The following is a 22,455-nucleotide window of genomic DNA, read 5'->3' as shown; positions in this document are numbered from 1 at the left end:
TTCCGCAGTAGCTCAGTGGTAGAGCTATCGGCTGTTAACCGATCGGTCGTAGGTTCGAGTCCTACCTGCGGAGCCATGGCCCGTTGGTCAAGTGGTTAAGACACCGCCCTTTCACGGCGGTAACACGGGTTCGAATCCCGTACGGGTCATAAAAAAAAGAGTCAGCACATTGCTGACTCTTTTTTATTGTGCGTTAATCTTCTTCTTTATCAACTGATTTTCCTGAAATAAATAAAGGGATTTAGGAAAAGCTATGGTATGTATAAAAAGGAGGAGATAAAAATGACACGAGTGAGAGACTTGATGAGCACTCATATTGTACAGTGTACACCGCTAGACAATGTATATGAGGCTGCTGTAAAGATGAAAGAAGAATCGATTGGGTTGATTCCGGTTGTTGAAAATGAGCAGGTTGTTGGGCTTGTTACGGATCGAGATTTAGTTGTTCGAGGGATTGCCGAAAAACATCCTGGATCTAATAAAATTACAAATGTAATGACAACAAACGTTGTTTCAGTTTCTCCAGATGAGTCTATTGAAAAGGCTACAGAGTTAATGGCGCAGTATCAAATTAGACGATTACCAGTAGTTGAGGGTGGTCAACTGGTTGGAATGTTAGCACTAGGAGATTTAGCTATAAGAGAATCGGCAGATGATCAAGCGGGATTTGCTTTAAGTGAAATATCGGAGCATACGGATTAAAGAGAGACTTTCATTAGTGGGATAAGTTACGTATAAAAATCAGATACATTATTCTAGTATATATGAATTAAACTAATATGTTAGCATGATGTATCTGAGCCATTATATAATAAGTGTATAGTTAATAATTTCAACAGTTTATTTAAATTTGTCATTCTTAATTTTAAATAAGAGAAAAAATGATATACTGATAGATATAAGTATTATGAGAGATTTCGAATATAGCGATATTTATTGTTAATGATGTAATAATGGATTAATATTTCCTATGTAGATAAAAGGGAAGGGGAATTATATGAGGGCTATACAGCGCGATCCAAATTGGAATTTGGTTACAGATACATATATAGAACCAAATAATTTCGCTGAATTATTTTCTTTACTTGTACCTTGTCATCCAAAAGGTGAAGGAAAAGAAAGAACTATATTAGTGTGGAAAGAAAAAGAATTTTATAAAGAAGAAAATTTAGCTGCATTTATCGTATATGGAATGAATAAAGCAAAGAATTTACCGCAATTTCATAAAGATGAAATTCCAACTTTAGTACGTATTCTTCGCTTATGCCAAGAAATCGGTTGGTATGAAGAAGCAAATACTTTTATGGTGAATCAAGGACTTGCTGAGTTTGTTCACACTTCATTGGAATATGAAACGTGGGATCTTTTGACGCAAGCGGTTGCTTTGAACTATTTAATTATTAAATATCGTATTGGTGAATTAACAGATGGGGATGTAGAAATTTGGGATAGAGTTAAATTCAATGAGAAATGTATAATAGACTGTAAACATTTATTATCTCATAAAGAAGTATTAGAATTTACATTCTTTTATATGTGTAAGAGGGCTAAATTGTTATCAAAAGAGCAATTAAATAGTGATATGATGAGTTTAGCAATGTATTGTAATACTTTTGTTTATGACTTATATACACATGATTTATTACGAAAATATCGTAAGTGTACAGACTTTCTATCATACTATGGACCTAGTCAAGCGGTGTTAGCTTGTCAAAGAGCTGTCCTTTCTCAAATTTCAGATCGATTAGACCCACTCAAGACTACTCATGTTGATGATTATTTATATGTAATGAAAGAAATGATGGAGCATATGACGATAGGAATAATGGATCGATATGATCATTTTATCGGAAAGTTATTATCATATGTGCCATTTTTCGAAATGATTCAAGTTCCACAACATGCATATTATTGTGAAGAATTATTGTATATTTGTAAGGGCATTGAATATAAAGAAGAAATATTACGCAATTATATATTTATACAATTACATGATTGTTTACCATCATTCTTTAAACTATTTCTTAAAAATAAGCGTTATGCAACGATTCATGATATTCTGTTCTATTGGTGTGATGATGAACAAAGAATGAGCTTAGAGAAAAAATATAATCTTAGCTTTATTTATGAAAAATATGCTTGCGGATAAAGAGCATTTTCTATATAAATTAAAAAGGATCTCAATTGTGAGATCCTTTTTAATTAGTAAAGCAAGGAGAATGTAATTAAGACGAGAAATAACATTCCATAAAGGAGAAATTGTGCCGTATAGCTTCCTTGTATACCAAAAAAGGTATTTGTTTTTGGGTATAAATTCAATATATATTTTAGCGGATTATCTTTGAAAGATTGATACACAGTGTCTCCTCTTTCTAAGCTTCTTGTTCGTGTTTTTTGTTATTGGGAACATGAATGTATCTAGCTATGAATAATAAAACAGCCATAAAAAATACAGGAAATACGGTAGATAAATAAAAACCATTACTAATAATATTTGCTATTAGGGCACTTAATAGAAAGATGGCATTATAAATATGGGCAATTTTTTGTTTTAGTTGAACTTGAAAAGATTCCATCATAATTTCTAAAGCAACAAAAGCAATGATAATAGATAAAAATACAGTATTTGTATTGTAAATGATTAAACAACAGATTAAACCTAAAAAGGCTAAGTACTCAATTAAGAGAGGTATATTGATATTGCGTGGCATACAATTTACCTAACTAAATATGGCAGTGGGTTTACTGCATTTGTTTTTTCAAAATTCCATTCTCCATTGTGTAATTCAAAATGAAGATGTTGCCCGTATGAATGACCTGTGTTTCCCATATGACCTACTAATTGTCCAGCTTGTACTTGATCACCAGCTTGTACAGTGCGATCTTTCATATGAGCATAGACCGTTGTATATAATTTCCCATTTATTTGATGGGCGATGAACACAACATTGCCATAGCTAGCTGAATAATATGATTTCACAACTTTACCTGCCGCCGCCGCTTGGATAGAGACGTTACCTGGAGCTGCAATATCTATACCATAATGCATTTGTTCCCAGCGCATATCAAAGGTTGAGCTAATTTTTCCTTGTGTAGGGAATTTGAAAACTGCTGGAATAGAAGTAGGTTGAGCTGTTTGAGCTTGTGATTGCGTTTGGTTTTGCACCACATAATGTTTTGCGACATATCCGTATCCTGTGCCAAAACGAATTTTATACCAAGTTCCTACAGTTTCTACTACTTGTAATTGTGTACCATTTTGTAATGAACCAAGTAGTGCACTACTTGTACTAGCGTTGCTACGTACATTAAGTTTAGGTGTTGCAACTGTGTATTTCGTATTATTTTGAACTGTGATGCCTTTCACTAAGGCCTGTGAACCATTAGAAACGAATGCTTTTTGTACATAACCTGTTTTGCCATTATGTAAAATTTTATACCACTCGCCTTGTTCTTCTTCAATGGTAACGAATTTCCCATTTGGTAATACATCTAAAATTGAAGATTCTAAATTAGGTTCAGAACGAACGTTTAATGCATTGGCATTAACGATATATTGATTATTAGATTGAAGTTTGTTTTTTAATAGAATAGAATCTTTTGGTACGTAACCTACTTTATTATTAACAGATACTTTATACCAACCATTAGTTGTTTCAAGTATGTTCACTTTCGTATTAAAGCGAATTGTATCAATTGATGAGCTATTTGCGTTATCTTTTGTATGTAAGGCTACTTGATCAACTTTTACATATCCAGTTTTCACATTAGATAATTGTTCAGCGTTGGCTGTTTGTACATTTGTTTCTCCCATAGAAGGAAGTAAAGAAGCAATTGCGACAGTAGTTGCTGTTAAAGCGGTAGCTTTCATATTCATATAATAGAGACCTCCTCTAGTTGTATAGTTGTAATTTTATTATAGTATAAAGATATAATATAGTGGGTTTATTCACATAAATGTAATATGAAATCAATATAAAAATAAATTTTTTGAGGATAATGATTCCTTATTATCTAATTCATTAGGATAATAATTTCTAACATAGAATATAAGTATTATATGGTTTCGTTATTTTGTTGACAATTAAGAAAATTAAAACAGTTGATGATGTCTTATTACGATGTTATACTGACAGTGTTAATTTCATAGTTTGCTAGGAGAGCTGGTGTTGCCAGCTGAGAGTAGGCCGTAAGCCTTTGATCCTTTTTATTACCTGATCTAGATTATGCTAGCGTAGGGAAGCAATTCGGACACTAATAATGAGTCCCCGTTTCTTTGCGTATAGAAACGGGGCTTTTTTGTTTGAAAATTTCATATTGAAACCACTAGGGGTGCTTGTTGTGCTGAGAGAGGAATAATCCTTAACCCTTATAACACCTGATCTAGGTAATACTAGCGAAGGGAAGTGGAGCAGCGAATAAATTATAATTTTATTTGCTGTAACCACTTCTTATTTAGAAGTGGTTTTTTATTTATATACACATACCGGAAGGGGATAGGGAAATGAAATTTTGCGATAGATTATTAGAAACTGTACAACCTGTTTGGGAGATGAGTCATAATCATCCGTTTGTTGTGGGTATGGGGGATGGTACGTTAGAAAAAGATAAGTTTCAGTATTACATTATTCAAGATTATTTATATTTGTTAGATTATGCAAAGCTATATGCCATCGGTGTTGTAAAGGCAACGAATCCACAAGTAATGGGGAAATTTGCTGAACAAATTGATGGAATATTAAATGGAGAAATGACAATCCATAAACAATATGCAAAAAGACTTGGAATTTCTATAGAGGAGATAGAGTCTGCAAAGCCATCTGCTAAAAATTTAGCTTATACAAATTACATGATGTCTGTATCTCAAAATGGAACACTTGCGGAATTAATAGCAGCACTTCTTCCATGTATGTGGAGCTACTGGGAAATTGGAAAGCGTTTAAATGATATTCCGGGAGCAAGGGATCATGAGTTTTTTGGTGAGTGGATTCAAGGATATAGTTCTGAAGAATACGGTAACCTTTGTATTTGGTTAATAGATTTATTAAATGAAATGGCAGTTGGAAAGTCTGACAAAGAGCTAGATCGATTAGAGGAGATTTTCCTATATTCCAGTCGATTTGAATATTTATTCTGGGATATGTCCTACCGTAAGGAGATGTGGGGATTTGAGGAGCAAGAACATACTACAGTTTCATAACGTTTCTTTTCATTATGATGCGAAACCAATCATCAATGAATTAAATGCTTCTATACAAGATAAAGAGTTTGTAAGTATTATCGGACCGAGTGGATGCGGGAAAAGTACTTTATTTCGCCTTATTACAGGTTTAGAAGAAGCAAGTACTGGGCAGATAGAGCTGACAGAAACAAAGAGCCATCCTGTAGGGTATATGCCCCAAAAAGATATGCTCTTGCCGTGGAGAACGATTATTGAGAATGCTGCCCTGCCGCTAGAGTGCCAAGGTGTACAGAAGAAAGAAGCACAAATAAAGGCAAAAGAACTGCTACATAAATTTGGATTACAAGGGTATGAGACAAAATATCCGAAAGATTTATCTGGTGGTATGAGACAACGCGTGTCCTTTATTCGAACGTTATTAACAGGCGGGGAGATATTGCTGTTAGATGAACCGTTTAGCGCGTTGGACGCTTTAACGAAGGCATCTTTGCAAGAATGGTTGTTTGAACAATGGAAAGAGTGGGAAAAAACAATTTTGTTTATCACTCATGATGTAGAAGAAGCATTGTTTCTTTCTAATCGAATTTTAGTAGTAGAGCAGCAACCGATAACTACTTTAACCGAGAGGGTTGTACCACTTGATCGTAATCGAACAAGAAAAGATTTATATAAGCCTGAAGTGTTAGCGCTTAAAGATGAGCTTCTAAGTATGTTACAAAGGCAGGTACTCGTATGATGAACCGGTTGAAGGAGCTATTCCCTGCCCTTACACTCTCTAGTATTTTACTTGCCTTTTGGGAAGTAGGCGCAAGAATTGTAGATGAAATGTACATTTTACCGTCACCGTCTGCAATTGTAATGAAGATATGGAAACTAAAAGATATATTATTTACAGTTCATTTGCCGGCAACATTATACGTCGTTTTAATAGGAGTGGCTATTTCTATCGTACTTGGAGTAGGACTAGCGATGTTAATGAATGCGAGTAATTGGATGGAGAGAGCATTTTATCCATTATTAGTTGCTTCACAAACGATTCCGATTACAGCGCTTGCTCCGCTTTTCGTTTTGTGGTTTGGATATACGATTTGGAGTAAGGTCGTTGTTACGGTTTTAATTACGTTTTTTCCAATTGCGGTCAATACGTATGATGGACTACGCAGTACGAAAAAAGAATGGGAAGAGCTTTTAGTTACGTACGGGGCAACGAAAAAAGATGTTTTTCTTAAATTAAAATTGCCGTCTGCTCTTCCTTATTTTTTCTCAGCTTTAAAAATTGCAGTTCCGCTTAGTGTAATTGGAGCAGCAATTGGCGAATGGCTCGGTGCACAAGCGGGGTTAGGATATTTCAGTAAAAGAATGATGACGCAGTTAGACGGAGCAGGTGTATTTGCACCGATTGTATTGTTATCATTACTAGCTATTTTCTTCGTCATACTTATTTCGGTATTAGAAAAGAAATTTATTAGTTGGAGGAAGCATTCATGAAATTATTAAAACGCATCTTTGTGTTTACATTATTAGTTGCAATGATTGCTGGATGTTCTAGTAATTCAGCATCAGATAAGAGTAAAAAAGAAAAGGAAATAACGGTCATGCTTGATTGGTACCCAAATGCGGTACATAGCTTTATTTATGCAGCAATTGAAAAAGGCTACTTTAAAGAAGAAGGGATAAAGGTGAATATTAAATTCCCTTCTAATCCGACTGACCCATTAACTTTAGCAGCTGCAGGAAAAGTAACGGTTGGTTTATATTATCAGCCAGATGTTGTCATGGCAAAAGCAAATGAACAAATTCCAGTGAAATCAATTGGGGCTGTCGTACGTTCACCGTTAAATCATGTTGTATCACTGAAGTCAGCAGGCATTCAATCACCAAAAGATTTAGAGGGGAAAACAGTTGGATATTCTGGAACACCTTTAAGTGAGATGTATTTAAAAACGATGGTAAAAGAAGCTGGTGGTAATCCAGATACAGTGAAAGTAGTTGATGTTGGCTTTGATTTAGTACCGGCATTAATTACGAAAAAAGTGGATGCGGTAACTGGGGCATACATTAACCATGAAGTACCTGTTATGCGTCATGAAGGTCATGAACCAGCATACTTTAATCCAGCAGATTACGGTGTACCGAATTATCATGAGCTTGTATTTGTAACAGGTGATAAAACGTTGAAGAAAGATAAAGAAGCGTTGCAAGCTTTCTTACGTGGTACGAAAAAAGGCTATGATTTTATGAAGAAAAGTCCAGATGAAGCATTAAATATTTTATTAAATCATCAAGAAAAAGAAAACTTCCCGCTTGTACCAGAAGTTGAAAAAGAAAGTATGAAAATTTTATTAGAGAAGATGGAAACGAAAGATGAGCCATTCTTATCAGATTCAAAAGAGTCATGGGAGAAACAAAGTAAATGGCTGAAGGATAAAGGAATGACGAAAGAAATCGTTCCGGCCGATGAGTTATTCGAAAACATTTTAAAGTAGGCGAATGAATATGAAAAATGAGCTTCATGTAATCTCAAATGGTCACATGTCATTCGAAGAGTTAGTGAATATAGCGATGCAAATTGAGAGTGAGATTGATTATTTGCATATCCGTGAGCGTGAGAAAAGTACGAAGGAATTGTATGAAGGTGTGGAAAGCCTTTTGAAGAAAGGCTTTCCGGCATCGAAAATAGTGATAAACGATCGAATTGATATTGCTATTTTATTAAACATTCCGCGCGTGCAGCTAGGATATCGAAGCGCAGATGTAAGGTCAGTGAAAGAAAAGTTTTCTTATTTGCATGTCGGTTATTCTGTGCATTCTTTAGAAGAGGCGATTGATGCATTTAAGAATGGAGCGGATTCACTCGTCTATGGTCATGTATTTCCGACAGATTGTAAAAAAGGTGTGCCAGCGAGAGGGCTTGAAGAAATTTCAAACATTGCAAAGTGTTTATCCATACCAATTACAGCAATTGGAGGAATTACCACGGAAAACACTGGGGATGTTCTTACTAACGGCGTCAGTGGTATTGCTGTTATGTCTGGGATTATAAGTAGTAGTAACCCGTATAACAAAGCGAAGTCTTATAAGGAATCAATAAGAAAGTGGGCGGAAAAACATGTGTAAGAAGTATGATGTAGCGATAATTGGCGGTGGTGTAATTGGTAGTTCAGTTGCACATTTTCTAGCAGAAAGAGGACATAAAGTAGCGATTGTAGAGAAGCAACAGATTGCATCTGAAGCCTCGAAAGCAGCCGCTGGTTTACTTGGGGTTCAGGCAGAATGGGATGAATATGACCCGTTATTTGAACTTGCTAGAGAAAGTCGTGCTATATTTCCACAACTTGCAGAAGTTTTACGTGAAAAAACAGGCATCGATATTGGGTATGAAGAAAAAGGCATTTACCGCATTGCTCAAAATGAAGAGGAGAAGGAAAGAATTCTTCACATTATGGATTGGCAGCAGAAAACAGGTGAAGATTCTTACTTTCTAACGGGAGATCATTTACGAGAGAAAGAGCCATATCTATCTGAGTCAATTATAGGGGCTGTATATTATCCGAAAGATGGTCATGTTATTGCACCAGAGCTTACGAAAGCATTCGCACATTCCGCATCATTTTCGGGCGCTGATATATATGAACAGACAGAAGTGTTTGATATTCGTATTGAAAATAATAAAGTGACTGGAATTGTAACAAGTGAAGGTATCATCACATGCGAGAAAGTGGTTATTGCGGGTGGCTCATGGAGTACGAAGTTACTAGGTTATTTTCACCGTGAATGGGGTACATATCCAGTTAAAGGAGAAGTAGTAGCGGTAAGAAGTAGAAAACCACTTTTAAAGGCGCCTATTTTCCAAGAAAGATTTTACATTGCACCAAAGCGCGGCGGACGTTACCTAATTGGAGCAACGATGAAGCCTCATACGTTTCATAAAACTGTACAACCAGAAAGTATTACTTCTATATTAGAGCGCGCGTATACGATATTGCCAGCTTTAAAAGAAGCAGAGTGGGAAAGCGCATGGGCAGGGTTAAGGCCACAATCGAAGCACGAAGCTCCTTATATGGGAGAGCATGAAGAAATAAAAGGTTTATATGCTTGTACGGGCCATTATCGAAACGGTATTTTATTAAGTCCTGTTTCTGGTCAGTATATGGCGGATTTAATAGAAGGAGAGCAGAAGAATCACTTGCTAGATTTATTGCTTTCTAAAACAGTTTAGAAAGGGGATGGAAGTTTGAATTTGAAAATTAATGGTAATCAAATTGAAGTGCCAGAGAGTGTAACAACAGTAGCTGAGCTACTTACACATTTAGAGTTGGAAAACAGAATTGTTGTAGTAGAGCGTAATAAAGATATTTTACAAAAAGATGATCATACAGATACATCTGTTTTTGATGGAGACCAAATTGAGATTGTAACTTTCGTAGGAGGCGGTTGATTATGTTAAACATTGGACCATTTTCATTTCATTCTAGACTTTTATTAGGAACAGGAAAATTCCCTGATTTTGATGTACAGCAAAAGGCAATTGATGTATCTGAGGCTGAGGTTTTAACGTTCGCAGTACGCCGTATGGATATATTTGATGCAAAGCAGCCTAATTTATTAGAGAAACTTGATGTAAAAAAATATACGTTATTACCGAATACAGCTGGAGCAAAAAATGCTGAAGAAGCTGTTCGTATTGCAAAATTAGCAAAAGCTTCAGGGCTTTGCGACATGATTAAAGTAGAAGTTATAGGTGATGATAGAACGTTATTACCTGATCCGGTAGAAACATTGAGAGCATCTGAAATGTTACTAGAAGAAGGGTTCATCGTACTTCCGTATACATCTGATGATGTTGTATTAGCACGTAAATTACAAGAACTAGGTGTGCATGCAATTATGCCAGGAGCATCACCGATTGGATCAGGGCTTGGTATTGTAAATCCGTTAAATTTAAGCTTCATTATTGAACAAGCGACAGTACCAGTTATTGTTGATGCTGGTATTGGTAGTCCAGCTGATGCAGCATTTGCGATGGAATTAGGAGCCGATGGTGTGTTATTAAATACTGCTGTTTCAGGAGCAAAAGATCCTATTAAAATGGCATCCGCAATGAAATTAGGTATTGAGGCAGGACGTTTAGGATTTGAGGCAGGTCGTATTGCACGTAAACGTTGTGCAACAGCAAGTAGTCCTTTAGAAGGAATGAGCGTAGTTGAATAATCGATATTCTCGCCAAGAACTATTTTCTCCAATTGGAGAAGAAGGGCAACAAAAGATAAGAGAAAAGCATGTACTCATTATCGGTGCAGGTGCATTAGGTAGTGCAAATGCAGAGATGTTTGTAAGAGCTGGTGTAGGCGCAGTAACGATTGTTGACCGGGATTATGTCGATTGGAGTAATTTACAAAGGCAGCAATTGTATGCAGAGAGTGATGTGGAAAATAATCTTCCGAAGGCTGTAGCGGCAAAAAAACGCCTAGAAGAGATCAATCGTGAAGTAAGAGTAGAAGCTCTCGTTCAAGATGTAACAGCTGAGGAGCTAGAAGAACTCGTTACAAACGTTAATGTAATTATTGATGCAACTGATAATTTCGAAACACGTTTTATCGTAAATGATATAGCACAAAAATATTCTATTCCATGGATTTACGGAGCATGTGTAGGGAGTTACGGCCTTTCTTACACAATTCTTCCTAGTAAAACGCCATGTTTATCATGTTTACTACAATCGATTCCGCTTGGCGGAGCGACATGCGATACAGCGGGCATTATATCTCCTGCTGTATCTCTCGTCGTTTCTCATCAAGTTACAGAAGCTCTTAAATTGTTAGTGGAAGATTACGAATCACTGCGAGATGGACTTGTGTCATTTGATGTATGGAAGAATGAATATTCATGTATGAATGTGCAAAAGCTTCGTAAACACAATTGTTCTTCGTGCGGAGAGAATGCATTGTATCCGTATTTAAATAAAGATAATACATCGAAAACAGCAGTGTTATGCGGGAGAAATACGGTTCAAATTAGACCACCTCATAAAGAGGAAATAGATTTTGAACGATATAAAGAGCTGCTGAATGATCGTGTGAATGACTTAAATGTAAATCCATATTTATTATCATTTTCTGTGGAAGAAAAGAGATTAGTTGCTTTTAAAGATGGTCGTGTACTTGTACATGGAACGAAAGATATAAGTGAAGCAAAAACAATTTATCATCGCTATTTTGGATAGAAAAGGATGAGTGGGATGAAAGTAAATAAAGCTTTAACAATTGCAGGATCTGATAGTGGCGGCGGTGCTGGTATCCAGGCAGATTTAAAAACATTCCAAGAGCTTGGTGTGTACGGGATGACGGCTATTACGGCAATTACTGCTCAAAACACGCTTGGCGTTCAAGGGGTATATCCAGTTTCGTTAGAAGGTATTACGGAACAGTTGAATTCAATTGGTACGGATTTAACACCAGATGCTGTGAAACTAGGAATGTTATTTAGCAGCGAAATTATTCAAATTGTAGCAGAACATATTAATAAATTTGGCTGGAATAATATTGTACTAGACCCTGTTATGATTGCTAAGGGCGGTGCATCATTATTACAACAAGAAGCAGTACAAGCATTGAAAGAATATTTATTACCAGTAGCAACGGTTGTAACACCGAACGTTCCTGAAGCAGAAGTGTTAACTGGGATGGAGATTCATAATGTTGAAGATAGTAAGGAAGCTGCGAAAGCACTGCATGAACTAGGTGCGAAATATGTGCTTATGAAGGGCGGACATGCAGATTATCAAGGTAATGAAGTAGTTGATTTACTCTTTGATGGTGAGCAGTTTATCGAATTTAGAAGTGAACGGATTCCTTCAAAGCAAACACACGGAAGCGGATGTACATTTGCTTCAGCGGTTACAGCAGGACTTGCGAAAGGATACGCAATTGAAGAGGCGGTTCAAGAAGCGAAACGATTTATTAGTATAGCAATTGAAGAGCCATTGAATATTGGAAGTGGTCATGGCCCGACGAATCATTTTGCGTATAAATTGAATAAAGAGCATGTGTAAGTAAGAAAAAAGTCAGTTGTATAACTGGCTTTTTTTCTGTTTACTTTTTCCAAATATAGGAGTAACATATCAGCCAGAATATATTTTTTGTAATACGCTGAGTCCGAATATAAGGAGCGGAGGAACCAATTTGTGCAGTGTCACTAGGGGTGAATCTTTCAATTTTAAAAGTAGGGCTACTCTCAAAGTCCGAATCCGACAGCTAACTTCGTAAGCGTCTTGAGAGAGGACGGTGCCATGATGGATACATCACTTCATCGATCTGATTAGTATAGGGGAATATCAATCTATGTTTGAGTTCTTTTATGCTAAGGGGAGTGAGGTACATGGAATTAACACTTATTTGTGTTGGAGAAAAAAGTAAGGTAAATAGTTTAATAGATTTAGTAGCATTTCAACATGAGTTAATTATTTTTACAGCAAATGAAGAGATAGCGGCTGAAGTTAGAAATTGTGGGTTTGATTGGACGTATAGTTGTAGTCAGGAGCAGGACTTTACTAGTATTTGTGAGTGTATTAAGAAGGTGATTTTACTAGGTGATGAGCTTCCAATCGTTAGCTTCTTTACAGAACACATTCGCTTTTCTTTTCAAGCACCTATTACTGTTGTTACAAGGAATAAAAGATATCCAGCAAGGCTCTATGAAACAATTGGAGCTACATTTGTTGTGTTTACGAATTGTGATAATATTTCTTTTTTATTTTTTGAATAGGGTGGGGGAAAAGAAGATGAAGGTTTTGTTATTAGGAGATATAGCGAATCGTTGGGCGGTATCAGTAGATCGAGTTCAAGAGTTGGTGGTGCTTGATCCTATTTTTCCAAGGCCCTATATTATATTGCCATCGAAAGACGGTTTATATTTAAAAACAGATGTTATCGAATATGAGCAATTACATGCAGAATTGTCACAAGTTTATATTCGCGGGAGAAATTTACGTGCTTTTTTACGAGGGGAATAAATAGTGAATGAAAAAAGAGCGAATGAGAAGTGCAACAAGCTATGCACTTTATGTCATTCGCTCTTTTTATTTCGTATTTAAAAGATCATTTCTGTGAAAAAGAAAGAAAAGACGAGAAAACAGATGAAAGAATATTAATAACACTCAATGTAAGCGTTTAAATAGGGTGATATTTTCTTATTTTCAGTAATTTGCCTCTTTACAAGTGAAATATAGAGGAGTATATTTACTCTCATAAATCATTCGTAAAATTTCCAAAAAAACCTAAAATCGCTGAGTTCCAGAAATGGAGCGGGGGAACCAATTTTGTGCATCGTCACTTGGGGTGAATCTTTCAGTTTTGAAAGTAGGGCTACTCTTTAGGCCCGAATCCGACAGCTAACCTCGTAAGCGTTTAGAGAGGAGGTTTACTTTTTGTTGTTCATTTTTTGAACACTGAGTAGAGCTCAGTGTTCTTTTTTAATATTTTAATGGTAAATTTTAACAAAAGGGGGCGAGGGATAGCTATGTTAGATGTTGTAATGATTGGGATTTTTGTTGTGTTAGTCGCATCGATGGCAAGTCTTGCAAGTTGGTCAGATAAAGTTGTGAAAGAAGGGAAACAATCATGACGATTGCCTTATCGGTTATTGTTGGAGCAATTACGGTGTACTTAGTTTATGCATTATTAAATCCGGAAAAGTTTTAATTAGGGGGAGTCATTTATTATGATCTGGGTCGCAGTTGTTATTACAATGCTGTTGTTTATTCTTGTGGCAAAGCCAACGGGAATTTATTTAGAGAAAGCTTTTCAAGGTAGTAAAAAGCTAGATAAAGTATTCGGGCCTTTTGAAAAACTTATTTTTAAAATTACGGGTGTAAAAGAATACAATCAAACGTGGAAACAGTACGCACTATCATTAGTTTTATTAAATGGATTTATGATTGTCGTCGTATATTTCATTTTTAGACTACAAGGAGTATTGCCATTAAATCCAGCACACATTGAAGGAATGGAGCCTACGCTCGCATTTAATACAGCAATTAGTTTTATGGCTGATACAAACTTACAGCATTATAGCGGTGAAAATGGTTTATCTTATTTATCACAATTAATCGGAATTACATTTTTAATGTTTGCAGCACCGGCAACGACGTTAGCACTCGTTATGGCATTTATAAGAGGAATCGCTGGAAAAGAGCTCGGTAACTTTTTCATTGATTTTACGAGAGCATTAACGAGAGTATTTCTTCCTATCGCTTTTATTGCGGCACTAGTCTTTGTCGCTCTTGGTGTACCACAAACGTTAGATGGTGCCGTTACAACACATACAATTGAAGGTGCAAAGCAAAGTATATTACGCGGGCCAGTTGCATCATTCGTAGCGATTAAGGAACTCGGAAATAACGGCGGAGGATTTTTCGGAGCGAACTCTACGCATCCTTTTGAAAATCCAGGACAAATGAGTAATATCTTGCAAATGATGCTTATGATGTTATTGCCAACAGCACTTCCGTTTACATACGGACGAATGGTAGGAAATAAAAAGCAAGGACGTATCCTTTTCGTTTCACTATTCATGGTGTTTTTACTAGGGTTTATAACGATTACGACAGCTGAATTACATGGGAATCCAGCGTTAAATGGAATGGGTATCGAGCATGGACAAGGAAGTATGGAAGGAAAAGAAGTACGATTTGGGACAGTATTTTCTTCCCTTTATGCGACAGTAACGACAGCTGCTGAAACCGGAGCCGTGAATACGATGCATGATACGTTAACACCAATTGGCGGGTTAGTACCACTTGTAAATATGATGTTAAATACAGTATACGGCGGCGTTGGAGCAGGATTTGTGAACATTATTATGTATGCGATTATCGCAGTCTTTATATCGGGATTGATGGTTGGACGGACACCAGAGTTTTTAGGTAAGAAAATTGAAGGTAAGGAAATGAAATTAATTGCGGTAACGATACTATTTCATCCACTGCTTATTTTAGGATTTTCAGCATTAGCTCTTTCAACAAGTTTAGGAACGGATGCTATTTCTTATTCCGGTTTCCACGGTTTGACGCAAGTGGTATATGAATATACATCGTCAGCTGCGAATAACGGATCTGGATTTGAAGGATTAGCGGATAATACACCGTTTTGGAATATTACAACTGGTTTAGTTATGTTTTTAGGACGCTATTTCAGTTTAATTACGATGCTAGCTGTTGCAGCTTCTTTGAAAGAAAAGACGGTTGTGCCAGAAACAGTCGGAACGTTCCGTACGGATAATAGTTTATTTGGCGGCATTTTCATCGGAACAATTGTAATTGTCGGTGCATTAACATTCTTCCCGATGTTAGTACTTGGCCCAATTGCAGAATTTCTTACATTGAAGTAATGGAGGGTAAATGATGAGACCGGTAGTAGTAAAAGAAAAAAGAGTAAATGAGTCACACATACATGCGGTAGAAGATGAGGTTAGACAAGCGAAAACGATGGATCGTGATATCGTGAAACATGCGATAAAACAATCCTTTGCGAAATTGAATCCGAAAGTCATGATAAAGAATCCGATTATGTTTGTTGTAGAAATTGGATTTATCATTACGTTCATTTTATCGTTTTTTCCAAGTCATTCTAGTAGTGTACCAGGCTGGTTTAATATAACAGTTTCTCTCATTCTATTATTTACAGTTTTATTTGCTAACTTTGCAGAAGCGTTAGCGGAAGGGCGGGGGAAAGCGCAAGCTGATTCTTTAAAACAATCGAAGAAAGATGTGTTCGCAAATGTTGTAAAAGAAAATGGAGATATTGTTCAAGTTTCAGCAACTGATTTGAGAAAAGGTGATGTTGTTATTGTAAAACAAGGAGAAATGATTCCAAGTGATGGAGAAGTAATAAAAGGATTAGCGTCTGTTGATGAATCTGCGATTACGGGGGAATCAGCTCCTGTAATAAAAGAAGCGGGCGGTGATTTTTGTTCCGTAACGGGCGGAACGATGGTCGTCAGTGATGAGATTACGATTGTTATTACGAGTAATCCTGGTGAATCATTTATTGATAAAATGATTTCGTTAGTAGAAGGGGCTGCTCGTCAAAAAACGCCGAATGAGATTGCTTTAAATACAGTATTAACGAGCTTAACTCTTATTTTCTTAATCGTTGTTGTGACGTTACCGATTTTTACAAACTATTTAGGATTTCAAATTGATACAGCTGTACTTGTTGCGTTGTTAGTTTGTTTAATTCCAACGACAATTGGTGGGTTGTTATCAGCGATTGGTATTGCCGGTATGGACCGGGTGACAAAGTTTAACGTGTTAGCAATGTCAGGGAAGGCAGTAGAAGCTGCGGGTGATATTAATACAATTATTTTAGATAAAACAGGTACGATTACTTTCGGAAACCGAATGGCTCATACACTGCTTCCTGTAGGGAATGAAACGATTGAGCAAGTAGGAAAGTGGGCTGCGATTAGTTCTGTTTTAGATGAAACACCAGAAGGTCGATCTGTTATTGAATATGTAAAAACGAAATCTTTATCATATGATAGAGCACTTGCAGAACAAGGTGAATTTGTTCCGTTTAAAGCAGAAACGAGAATGAGTGGTGTCGATTTACAAGACGGAACGAAAGTGAGAAAAGGTGCTGTAGGTAGTGTGATTGAATGGGTTAGGTCACAAGGCGGAACGATTCCGAAAGATGTAAATCAAAAAGCAGATCTCATTTCAAAAGAGGGCGGAACACCACTTGTAGTTGCAGTGGATAATCGTATTTACGGTTTAATCTATTTAAAAGATACAGTAAAACCTGGTATGCGTGAACGTTTTGAACAATTGCGCCAAATGGGGATAAAAACGGTTATGTGTACAGGGGATAATCCATTAACAGCAGCAACAATTGCAAAAGAAGCTGGAGTAGATGAATTTGTTGCTGAGTGTAAGCCAGAAGATAAAATTGCAGTTATTAAAGCTGAGCAAGATAAAGGGAAACTTGTAGCGATGACAGGTGATGGTACAAATGATGCACCAGCATTAGCGCAGGCAGACGTTGGATTAGCAATGAATAGTGGGACGACAGCTGCGAAAGAAGCAGCGAATATGATTGATTTAGATTCGAACCCGACAAAAATTATTGAGGTTGTAGGAATCGGTAAGCAATTATTAATGACGCGTGGTGCGTTAACGACGTTTAGTATTGCGAATGATATCGCGAAATATTTCGCAATCATTCCAGCAATGTTTACACTTGCGATTCCGCAAATGGAAGCATTGAACATTATGAAATTAACATCACCACTGTCAGCAATTTTATCAGCATTAATATTTAACGCTGTTATTATTCCGTTACTCATTCCATTGGCGATGAAAGGTATCGCATATAAACCGATGAGCTCGAATGCACTACTTGGCCGAAACCTACTTATTTATGGGCTTGGCGGAGTGATTGTACCGTTCATTGGAATTAAAGTAATTGATATAATTGTCGGCTTGTTCATATAAGGAAGAGGGGAAAAAGATGGCAAAGAAACAAAGTATACTATCACCAATCGTCCGGATTACTTTTACATTTTTACTGTTGTGTGGCCTTGTATATCCGCTTGTAGTTACTGGTATTGCACAAGCAGTCATGAAGGATAATGCGGATGGAAGTCTAATATATAATGATAAAAATGAAGTGATTGGTTCTAAATTAATTGGTCAAAATTTCACAGATCCACGTTATTTTCATGGGCGTGTTTCTAGTATTGAATATAAGGCAGAAGCATCTGGTTCCAATAACTATGCACCGTCTAATCCAGATTTAGAGAAACGAGTAGAGAAAAGTATTGAAGACTGGAAGAAACAAAACTGGGCTGTTCCAGTTACAGAATTACCAATCGATTTAGTAACGAATTCAGGTTCAGGGCTTGATCCTGATATTAGTCCGAAGGCAGCTTCTGTACAGGTGGATCGCATCTCGAAATTAACGAAAATTCCGAAAGAAATGCTAGATCAGTTGATTAAAGATCAAACGGAAGGTGCGGCGCTTGGCTTATTTGGAGAGAACCGCGTGAACGTCTTAAAGTTAAATTTAGAATTACAGAAATTACTGAAATAGTAACAGTGCTACCTCAATCTAACGGATTGAGGTAGTGTTGTTTCGAAAGAAAGGTTGTGAGTGTTTTGTATGCGGATGACTATAAACCAACTTTTCAAAGGCGAACACCGGAAGAGTATTTAGAATATATTCGTCAGCAAAACCGTGGGAAGTTAAAGCTGTATGTAGGAGCGGCTCCAGGGGTAGGGAAAAGTTATAAAATGCTCTTTGATGCTAGAGAGATGAAAAAGGATGGTACGGATATTATAATTGGTTTAATTGAAACGCACGGAAGAAAAGAGACAGAAGACGCAATTGCTGATTTAGAAAAAGTTCCTTTAAAGGAAATAGATTATAAAGGGAAAGTATTTTATGAACTCGATGTGGAAGGAATTATAAAACGTGCACCACAGGTCGTTGTTGTTGATGAGCTCGCGCATAGTAATATTCCTGGATCTAAAAATAAGAAGCGTTATATGGATGTACAGGAATTACTAGAGGCTGGTATATCCGTATTATCAGCGTTTAATATTCAACATTTAGAAAGTGTTCATGATATTGTAGCTCAAATTACGAATGTAAAAGTAAGAGAACGTATTCCAGATTTTATTTTACAAAAAGCAAATGAAATTCAGCTCGTTGATGCAACACCTGAGGTACTTCGGAAGAGATTAATCGATGGAAAGATATATAAGGAAGAAAAAATTCAACAAAGCTTACAAAATTTCTTCACGCTTAATAATTTAGGGGCACTAAGAGAATTATCACTTCGGGAAGTTGCGGATGATATGGACGAGAAAATTAGCCAAACAGTGATAGAACCGATTGGCGTGAAAGAAAAAATTCTCGTTTGTGTACAATACAGTTCAACAGCAGAGAAATTAATAAGACGGGGATGGCGCATGGCTGATCGGTTAAACGCTGAATTGTATGTATTAAATGTTGAAAGGGAAAATATAGATTCTCTTTCAGCGGGAAAAAAGCAAATAATTGAAGAGTGGAAGTCGCTAACGAATCAATTTGATGCAAGTTTTGTATTAGAAGAAGCAAACGGTAGAAAGCCGGCTGATGTTATTATTGAAGTCGCGAAAAGACTACAAGTAACGCAAATTTTACTCGGACAATCGGCAAGAACACGTTGGGAAGAAATACGAAAAGGATCAATTGTAAATGAAATTATGAGAGAAACGAAGTATATTGATATTCATATCGTTGCGGATCAAAGAGTTTAGAATAGAGACCATCTATAGGTCTCTATTTTGCTTTTTGTACAACCTGAAAACGTAGCATTTTCATTGCGCATAAAATGATAAATAGAAATGTAATTGCACCTAGGAAGAAAATCCAAAAGTAATTTTGATTAAATACAAGAAATCCACCTACAAGTGGCCCTGTGCCCATACCGAGATAGCGAATAAAGTTGTACATACCGATAGCAGTTGCGCGTTCTTGTACGAATTCGTCTGTTAATAAAGTAGTGTGAGTTGGCATAGAAATCCCCATACTAAAACCGTACAAAGATGTAACGATAATGATGAATGGGATATTGATGCTATATGTGAAAGAGAATAAAGTGACACATATAGTATTGAAGAAACTAGTGATGAATAAAGCTTGCTTTGTTGTGAGGCGTTTTTGCAAAAGCTTGTAGCAATAACTTCCTAACATAATAGAAAGGGACATCGGTACAAATATAAGACCAATTTTACTTGCAGTTAAGTGAAATAAATTCGTTAAAATACTTGGTAAAAAAACGAGGAAGCAAAAGTAAATACAAAATTGAATAAAGCCAATAAGAGTAATAGAAAATCCAGTTTTATTTTTTAAGATAAACCAGTAACTCTTTTTTACTTGCGGTTGCTTACTTACAGTTGGTTTTGTTTCTGGAAGTAGTGAAATGTTTATCGTTAATAAGAGAATGCCAAGTATAGATAAAAAGAGAAATACGGATACATGGCCGTTTATACTACCAAGATAACCACCAATTAGGGGGCCAATCGCAGGTGCGAGGGCAAGTAACATTTGATACAGGCTCATTGCTTCTCCTCGTTCTTTTCCTTCAAATAAATCGCCAATAATCGTTGCTGCGACTACAGGTATAGCCGCTATTCCTATAGCTTGAACAGCTCTAAAAAATAGAAATAAATAAATGTTGGACGAAAAAGCACATCCGATTGAACCAATTGTACTAATGATCAAACTAGGGATAAGGACAGATTTTCTCCCTTTTGTATCAATTAAAGGTCCATATATGAGCTGCATAATCGCAAGAACGAATGTGAAAAGGGAAACTGTTAAATTTACAAGATAAAGAGAAGTGTGAAAAGAACCTTGAATCATAGGCAAGATAGGCGTGTAAATATTTTGAGCGAAAGAACCGAGTAAGGCACTCATACAGACAACATATAAAATGAAATGTAGTTTGGATTTTTTCATCGTGTTAACCTCCTTGTAATTTAGTTTCCTTGGAAACTAAATTTATTTTAACATGTTTTTCTCACTTGTAAATATGAAAAGATGATTTTAAAATGGTATATAGTTAAATTGTTTCTTTGGAAACTTAGGGGGCGAACGGATTGGATCATACAACGAAACAAATGGAAATACTTTCGGACATTCGTACACTTTTGCATAAAAAAGAAGAACATTTGAAAGGACAAAATGAGAAGTTTCTGCGTGAAACAGGTATAAGTGGTATGTCTTTATCTGCGTTACATGTGATTGAATGTATCGGAAAAAATGGTTTAATGAATGTAACTACTATTACGACAGAAATGGGAATGACGAAGGGCGCAATCTCTAAAATTTGTACAAAGTTGTTTCAAAAGCAATTTGTTGAGAAGATGCAAATGTTAGATAATCAAAAAGAAATTTTCTTTCGCTTAACGGAAAGCGGAAATGAAATATATAAAGCTCATGATAAATTGCATAAACAAGCTGAAGAAAAGTGGCTGCTACTGTTAGATGGATATACGAAAGAAGAGCAAGATTTTATTCAAAGATTTATAAAGGATGTCTCCAAACATTTAGAAATATAATTGGAAGAAAAAACTCCTTTATTTCAAGCCTTTTGAATATAATTTCTAAAAAAACTCATATATAATAGAGAAAGATACTTAACATAGTGAATAATTAAAGAGTCAATATATAAAGAGGAGAGAATAACATGCTTGAAAATACGGGGTTAGTATTAGAAGGCGGCGGTATGCGTGGTGTATATACGGGCGGGATATTAGAATACTTTATGGAACAAGATTTATATTTTCCATATGTAATCGGTGTATCAGCTGGTGCTTGTCATGCAGCGTCGTATCTTTCCAGACAAAGAAATAGAAATAAAACAGTAAATATTGATTATGCATCACATCCGCAATATTTATCGTATAAAAACTTATGGAGAAAACGTCAGTTATTTGATATGGATTTCATTTTTCATGAAATCCCAGAAAAGCATGTGCCGTTTGATTTTGAAACATACTTTAATAGCCCAGAGCGTTTCCTTGTAGGAACAACAGATTGTGAAACAGGACAGTCTGTTTATTTTGAAAAAGAAGGAACGAATGATGATGCACTAAATTTATTACAAGCATCTAGTTCATTGCCTTTCATTGCACCTGTAGTAAATTACCGTGGTAAACAATTGTTAGATGGAGGAATTTCTGATCCGATTCCAGTTCGTAAAGCGCAAGAAGATGGATTTAAAAAATCAGTCGTTATTTTAACGAGAAATCATGGTTATGCGAAGAAAAAATCAAAATTCGGATGGATTGCAGGAAAGGCTTATAAAAAATATCCGAACCTTGTTAATACAATGTTGAATCGTTATGAAGTGTATAACGAAACACTGCACTACATTGAAAAAGAAGAGCAAGCTGGGAACTTATTTGTTATTCGTCCAGAAGTGCCGCTTCAAGTAGATCGTATGGAAAAAGATACGGCAAAACTACAAAATTTATATGAGCAAGGCTATGAAGATGCAAAGAGACAGTTTGCAGATTTGCAGTCGTTTTTACAAAAATAAGTATGAGGCTGTGGAGAAGAATTTCTCTGCAGCCTTTTTATATTGCTATTTATACGTTACTTTTTAAAAATGTATAAATGTTTAAGGGTTTAAAGAGTTTGTAAAACATCGAGGTTTCTTATTGAGGAGAATTTATTTGAAGGATATTATGATGATGTAGCGCTACTAAACTATTAAATTTATGA

General features: G+C 36.1%; 25 protein-coding genes, 2 tRNA genes and 4 riboswitches. Of the genes, 24 read left to right on the top strand and 3 right to left on the bottom strand.

Features of this window, described 5'->3' with window-relative positions; translation table 11 throughout:
• The first annotated feature begins 1 nt into the window (after position 1).
• From AC3WTI_RS14300 to AC3WTI_RS14285, 4 genes are all read left to right on the top strand, one after another.
• A tRNA-Asn gene (locus AC3WTI_RS14300) sits at positions 2-76 on the top strand.
• A gap of 1 nt (position 77) precedes the next feature.
• Positions 78-149 (top strand) — tRNA-Glu (locus tag AC3WTI_RS14295).
• 133 nt (positions 150-282) lie between these two features.
• Complete coding sequence (locus tag AC3WTI_RS14290) at positions 283-702, top strand: CBS domain-containing protein (protein ID WP_087957397.1); 420 nt, start codon at positions 283-285, stop codon at positions 700-702.
• 295 nt (positions 703-997) lie between these two features.
• The gene (locus tag AC3WTI_RS14285; protein WP_097840852.1) at positions 998-2,149 is read left to right on the top strand and encodes a DUF3965 domain-containing protein; all 1,152 of its coding nucleotides are present in this window, start codon (positions 998-1,000) and stop codon (positions 2,147-2,149) included.
• Positions 2,150-2,372: 223 nt separating this feature from the next.
• Here AC3WTI_RS14285 and AC3WTI_RS14280 read toward each other — a convergent pair whose 3' ends face one another.
• Together AC3WTI_RS14280 and AC3WTI_RS14275 are read right to left on the bottom strand one after the other, a co-directional pair.
• Entirely contained in the window at positions 2,373-2,711 is a 339-nt protein-coding gene (locus tag AC3WTI_RS14280; protein WP_048526259.1) for a hypothetical protein, read from the bottom strand.
• Positions 2,712-2,716: 5 nt separating this feature from the next.
• The gene (locus tag AC3WTI_RS14275) at positions 2,717-3,877 is read right to left on the bottom strand and encodes an SH3 domain-containing protein (protein ID WP_097840853.1); all 1,161 of its coding nucleotides are present in this window, start codon (positions 3,875-3,877) and stop codon (positions 2,717-2,719) included.
• A 269-nt stretch (positions 3,878-4,146) separates the two neighbouring features.
• A riboswitch (TPP riboswitch) is annotated at positions 4,147-4,258 on the top strand.
• A gap of 60 nt (positions 4,259-4,318) precedes the next feature.
• A riboswitch (TPP riboswitch) is annotated at positions 4,319-4,422 on the top strand.
• Between the two features lie 82 nt (positions 4,423-4,504).
• On the opposite strand from AC3WTI_RS14275, the gene tenA reads away from it, so the two are divergent.
• The 18 genes from tenA to kdpDN all read left to right on the top strand — a co-directional run bounded on the left by tenA (position 4,505) and on the right by kdpDN (position 19,481).
• On the top strand, positions 4,505-5,200 hold the full coding sequence (gene tenA / locus AC3WTI_RS14270) for a thiaminase II (RefSeq protein ID WP_087957401.1): 696 nt from the start codon (positions 4,505-4,507) through the stop codon (positions 5,198-5,200).
• Entirely contained in the window at positions 5,169-5,918 is a 750-nt protein-coding gene (locus AC3WTI_RS14265) for an ABC transporter ATP-binding protein (RefSeq protein WP_087957402.1), read from the top strand. Before tenA ends, AC3WTI_RS14265 begins: the two co-directional genes overlap by 32 nt.
• On the top strand, positions 5,918-6,670 hold the full coding sequence (locus AC3WTI_RS14260; protein WP_087958288.1) for an ABC transporter permease: 753 nt from the start codon (positions 5,918-5,920) through the stop codon (positions 6,668-6,670). Before AC3WTI_RS14265 ends, AC3WTI_RS14260 begins: the two co-directional genes overlap by 1 nt.
• The gene (locus AC3WTI_RS14255; protein WP_097840854.1) at positions 6,667-7,668 is read left to right on the top strand and encodes an ABC transporter substrate-binding protein; all 1,002 of its coding nucleotides are present in this window, start codon (positions 6,667-6,669) and stop codon (positions 7,666-7,668) included. The genes AC3WTI_RS14260 and AC3WTI_RS14255 overlap by 4 nt, the downstream gene beginning before the upstream one ends.
• A 10-nt stretch (positions 7,669-7,678) precedes the next feature.
• On the top strand, positions 7,679-8,299 hold the full coding sequence (tenI, locus tag AC3WTI_RS14250; protein WP_087957404.1) for a thiazole tautomerase TenI: 621 nt from the start codon (positions 7,679-7,681) through the stop codon (positions 8,297-8,299).
• On the top strand, positions 8,292-9,401 hold the full coding sequence (gene thiO / locus AC3WTI_RS14245; RefSeq protein ID WP_087957405.1) for a glycine oxidase ThiO: 1,110 nt from the start codon (positions 8,292-8,294) through the stop codon (positions 9,399-9,401). The genes tenI and thiO overlap by 8 nt, the downstream gene beginning before the upstream one ends.
• Before the next feature lie 15 nt (positions 9,402-9,416).
• The gene (gene thiS, locus AC3WTI_RS14240) at positions 9,417-9,620 is read left to right on the top strand and encodes a sulfur carrier protein ThiS (RefSeq protein WP_087957406.1); all 204 of its coding nucleotides are present in this window, start codon (positions 9,417-9,419) and stop codon (positions 9,618-9,620) included.
• Between the two features lie 2 nt (positions 9,621-9,622).
• Positions 9,623-10,393, top strand: a complete 771-nt coding sequence (gene thiG, locus AC3WTI_RS14235; protein ID WP_097840855.1) for a thiazole synthase — start codon at positions 9,623-9,625, stop codon at positions 10,391-10,393.
• Positions 10,386-11,405 (top strand): thiazole biosynthesis adenylyltransferase ThiF, encoded by a 1,020-nt coding sequence (thiF, locus tag AC3WTI_RS14230; RefSeq protein WP_087957408.1) that lies wholly within the window; start codon positions 10,386-10,388, stop codon positions 11,403-11,405. Before thiG ends, thiF begins: the two co-directional genes overlap by 8 nt.
• A gap of 15 nt (positions 11,406-11,420) precedes the next feature.
• Entirely contained in the window at positions 11,421-12,233 is an 813-nt protein-coding gene (gene thiD / locus AC3WTI_RS14225; RefSeq protein ID WP_087957409.1) for a bifunctional hydroxymethylpyrimidine kinase/phosphomethylpyrimidine kinase, read from the top strand.
• 85 nt (positions 12,234-12,318) lie between these two features.
• Positions 12,319-12,466: riboswitch (cyclic di-AMP (ydaO/yuaA leader) on the top strand.
• Positions 12,467-12,559: 93 nt separating this feature from the next.
• On the top strand, positions 12,560-12,946 hold the full coding sequence (locus tag AC3WTI_RS14220; protein ID WP_142286595.1) for a hypothetical protein: 387 nt from the start codon (positions 12,560-12,562) through the stop codon (positions 12,944-12,946).
• A 16-nt stretch (positions 12,947-12,962) separates the two neighbouring features.
• Positions 12,963-13,193 (top strand): hypothetical protein, encoded by a 231-nt coding sequence (locus AC3WTI_RS14215; protein ID WP_142286596.1) that lies wholly within the window; start codon positions 12,963-12,965, stop codon positions 13,191-13,193.
• A gap of 261 nt (positions 13,194-13,454) precedes the next feature.
• Positions 13,455-13,600: riboswitch (cyclic di-AMP (ydaO/yuaA leader) on the top strand.
• Between the two features lie 99 nt (positions 13,601-13,699).
• The gene (locus tag AC3WTI_RS14210) at positions 13,700-13,804 is read left to right on the top strand and encodes a SipW-dependent-type signal peptide-containing protein (RefSeq protein ID WP_000887889.1); all 105 of its coding nucleotides are present in this window, start codon (positions 13,700-13,702) and stop codon (positions 13,802-13,804) included.
• Positions 13,801-13,881, top strand: coding sequence for a K(+)-transporting ATPase subunit F (gene kdpF, locus AC3WTI_RS14205; protein WP_000150657.1), 81 nt, complete (start codon positions 13,801-13,803; stop codon positions 13,879-13,881). Before AC3WTI_RS14210 ends, kdpF begins: the two co-directional genes overlap by 4 nt.
• Before the next feature lie 19 nt (positions 13,882-13,900).
• Positions 13,901-15,568, top strand: coding sequence for a potassium-transporting ATPase subunit KdpA (gene kdpA / locus AC3WTI_RS14200; RefSeq protein ID WP_097840857.1), 1,668 nt, complete (start codon positions 13,901-13,903; stop codon positions 15,566-15,568).
• A 13-nt stretch (positions 15,569-15,581) separates the two neighbouring features.
• Positions 15,582-17,672 (top strand): potassium-transporting ATPase subunit KdpB, encoded by a 2,091-nt coding sequence (gene kdpB, locus AC3WTI_RS14195; RefSeq protein WP_142305829.1) that lies wholly within the window; start codon positions 15,582-15,584, stop codon positions 17,670-17,672.
• A 16-nt stretch (positions 17,673-17,688) separates the two neighbouring features.
• Positions 17,689-18,270 carry a K(+)-transporting ATPase subunit C gene (kdpC, locus tag AC3WTI_RS14190; RefSeq protein ID WP_087957415.1) on the top strand — a complete coding sequence of 194 codons (582 nt, stop codon included), beginning with the start codon at positions 17,689-17,691 and terminating at the stop codon, positions 18,268-18,270.
• A gap of 56 nt (positions 18,271-18,326) precedes the next feature.
• Entirely contained in the window at positions 18,327-19,481 is a 1,155-nt protein-coding gene (gene kdpDN, locus AC3WTI_RS14185) for a KdpD-like non-kinase potassium sensor (RefSeq protein ID WP_087957416.1), read from the top strand.
• A gap of 22 nt (positions 19,482-19,503) precedes the next feature.
• On the opposite strand, the gene AC3WTI_RS14180 is transcribed toward kdpDN, so the two are convergent.
• Positions 19,504-20,685, bottom strand: coding sequence for an MFS transporter (locus tag AC3WTI_RS14180; protein ID WP_097840859.1), 1,182 nt, complete (start codon positions 20,683-20,685; stop codon positions 19,504-19,506).
• Positions 20,686-20,825: 140 nt separating this feature from the next.
• Between AC3WTI_RS14180 and AC3WTI_RS14175 the strand changes: the two genes are divergently transcribed.
• Both AC3WTI_RS14175 and AC3WTI_RS14170 read left to right on the top strand, forming a co-directional pair.
• A complete protein-coding gene (locus AC3WTI_RS14175) occupies positions 20,826-21,287 on the top strand; it encodes a MarR family transcriptional regulator (RefSeq protein ID WP_087957418.1) in 462 nt (153 codons plus the stop codon).
• 128 nt (positions 21,288-21,415) lie between these two features.
• Positions 21,416-22,270, top strand: coding sequence for a patatin-like phospholipase family protein (locus AC3WTI_RS14170; protein WP_087957419.1), 855 nt, complete (start codon positions 21,416-21,418; stop codon positions 22,268-22,270).
• The last annotated feature ends 185 nt before the right edge of the window (positions 22,271-22,455 follow it).

This window comes from Bacillus sp. EB106-02-03-XG38 (genome assembly GCF_058792175.1).
The sequence above is the reverse complement of the archived record's forward strand: the minus strand, read 5'-3'. Positions and strand labels throughout refer to the sequence as shown.

Bases quoted from the DNA above. Each gene is read 5' to 3' on its own strand.
- AC3WTI_RS14280 (WP_048526259.1), bottom strand. From the start codon at position 2,711: ATGCCACGCAATATCAATATACCTCTCTTAATTGAGTACTTAGCCTTT.
- kdpB (WP_142305829.1), top strand. From the start codon at position 15,582: ATGAGACCGGTAGTAGTAAAAGAAAAAAGAGTAAATGAGTCACACATA.
- AC3WTI_RS14210 (WP_000887889.1), top strand. From the start codon at position 13,700: ATGTTAGATGTTGTAATGATTGGGATTTTTGTTGTGTTAGTCGCATCG.
- tenI (WP_087957404.1), top strand. From the start codon at position 7,679: ATGAAAAATGAGCTTCATGTAATCTCAAATGGTCACATGTCATTCGAA.
- AC3WTI_RS14180 (WP_097840859.1), bottom strand. From the start codon at position 20,685: ATGAAAAAATCCAAACTACATTTCATTTTATATGTTGTCTGTATGAGT.
- AC3WTI_RS14255 (WP_097840854.1), top strand. From the start codon at position 6,667: ATGAAATTATTAAAACGCATCTTTGTGTTTACATTATTAGTTGCAATG.
- tenA (WP_087957401.1), top strand. From the start codon at position 4,505: ATGAAATTTTGCGATAGATTATTAGAAACTGTACAACCTGTTTGGGAG.
- AC3WTI_RS14170 (WP_087957419.1), top strand. From the start codon at position 21,416: ATGCTTGAAAATACGGGGTTAGTATTAGAAGGCGGCGGTATGCGTGGT.
- AC3WTI_RS14215 (WP_142286596.1), top strand. From the start codon at position 12,963: ATGAAGGTTTTGTTATTAGGAGATATAGCGAATCGTTGGGCGGTATCA.
- thiG (WP_097840855.1), top strand. From the start codon at position 9,623: ATGTTAAACATTGGACCATTTTCATTTCATTCTAGACTTTTATTAGGA.
- AC3WTI_RS14275 (WP_097840853.1), bottom strand. From the start codon at position 3,877: ATGAATATGAAAGCTACCGCTTTAACAGCAACTACTGTCGCAATTGCT.
- AC3WTI_RS14260 (WP_087958288.1), top strand. From the start codon at position 5,918: ATGAACCGGTTGAAGGAGCTATTCCCTGCCCTTACACTCTCTAGTATT.
- kdpF (WP_000150657.1), top strand. From the start codon at position 13,801: ATGACGATTGCCTTATCGGTTATTGTTGGAGCAATTACGGTGTACTTA.
- AC3WTI_RS14290 (WP_087957397.1), top strand. From the start codon at position 283: ATGACACGAGTGAGAGACTTGATGAGCACTCATATTGTACAGTGTACA.
- kdpA (WP_097840857.1), top strand. From the start codon at position 13,901: ATGATCTGGGTCGCAGTTGTTATTACAATGCTGTTGTTTATTCTTGTG.
- AC3WTI_RS14220 (WP_142286595.1), top strand. From the start codon at position 12,560: ATGGAATTAACACTTATTTGTGTTGGAGAAAAAAGTAAGGTAAATAGT.
- thiO (WP_087957405.1), top strand. From the start codon at position 8,292: ATGTGTAAGAAGTATGATGTAGCGATAATTGGCGGTGGTGTAATTGGT.
- thiD (WP_087957409.1), top strand. From the start codon at position 11,421: ATGAAAGTAAATAAAGCTTTAACAATTGCAGGATCTGATAGTGGCGGC.
- kdpC (WP_087957415.1), top strand. From the start codon at position 17,689: ATGGCAAAGAAACAAAGTATACTATCACCAATCGTCCGGATTACTTTT.
- AC3WTI_RS14285 (WP_097840852.1), top strand. From the start codon at position 998: ATGAGGGCTATACAGCGCGATCCAAATTGGAATTTGGTTACAGATACA.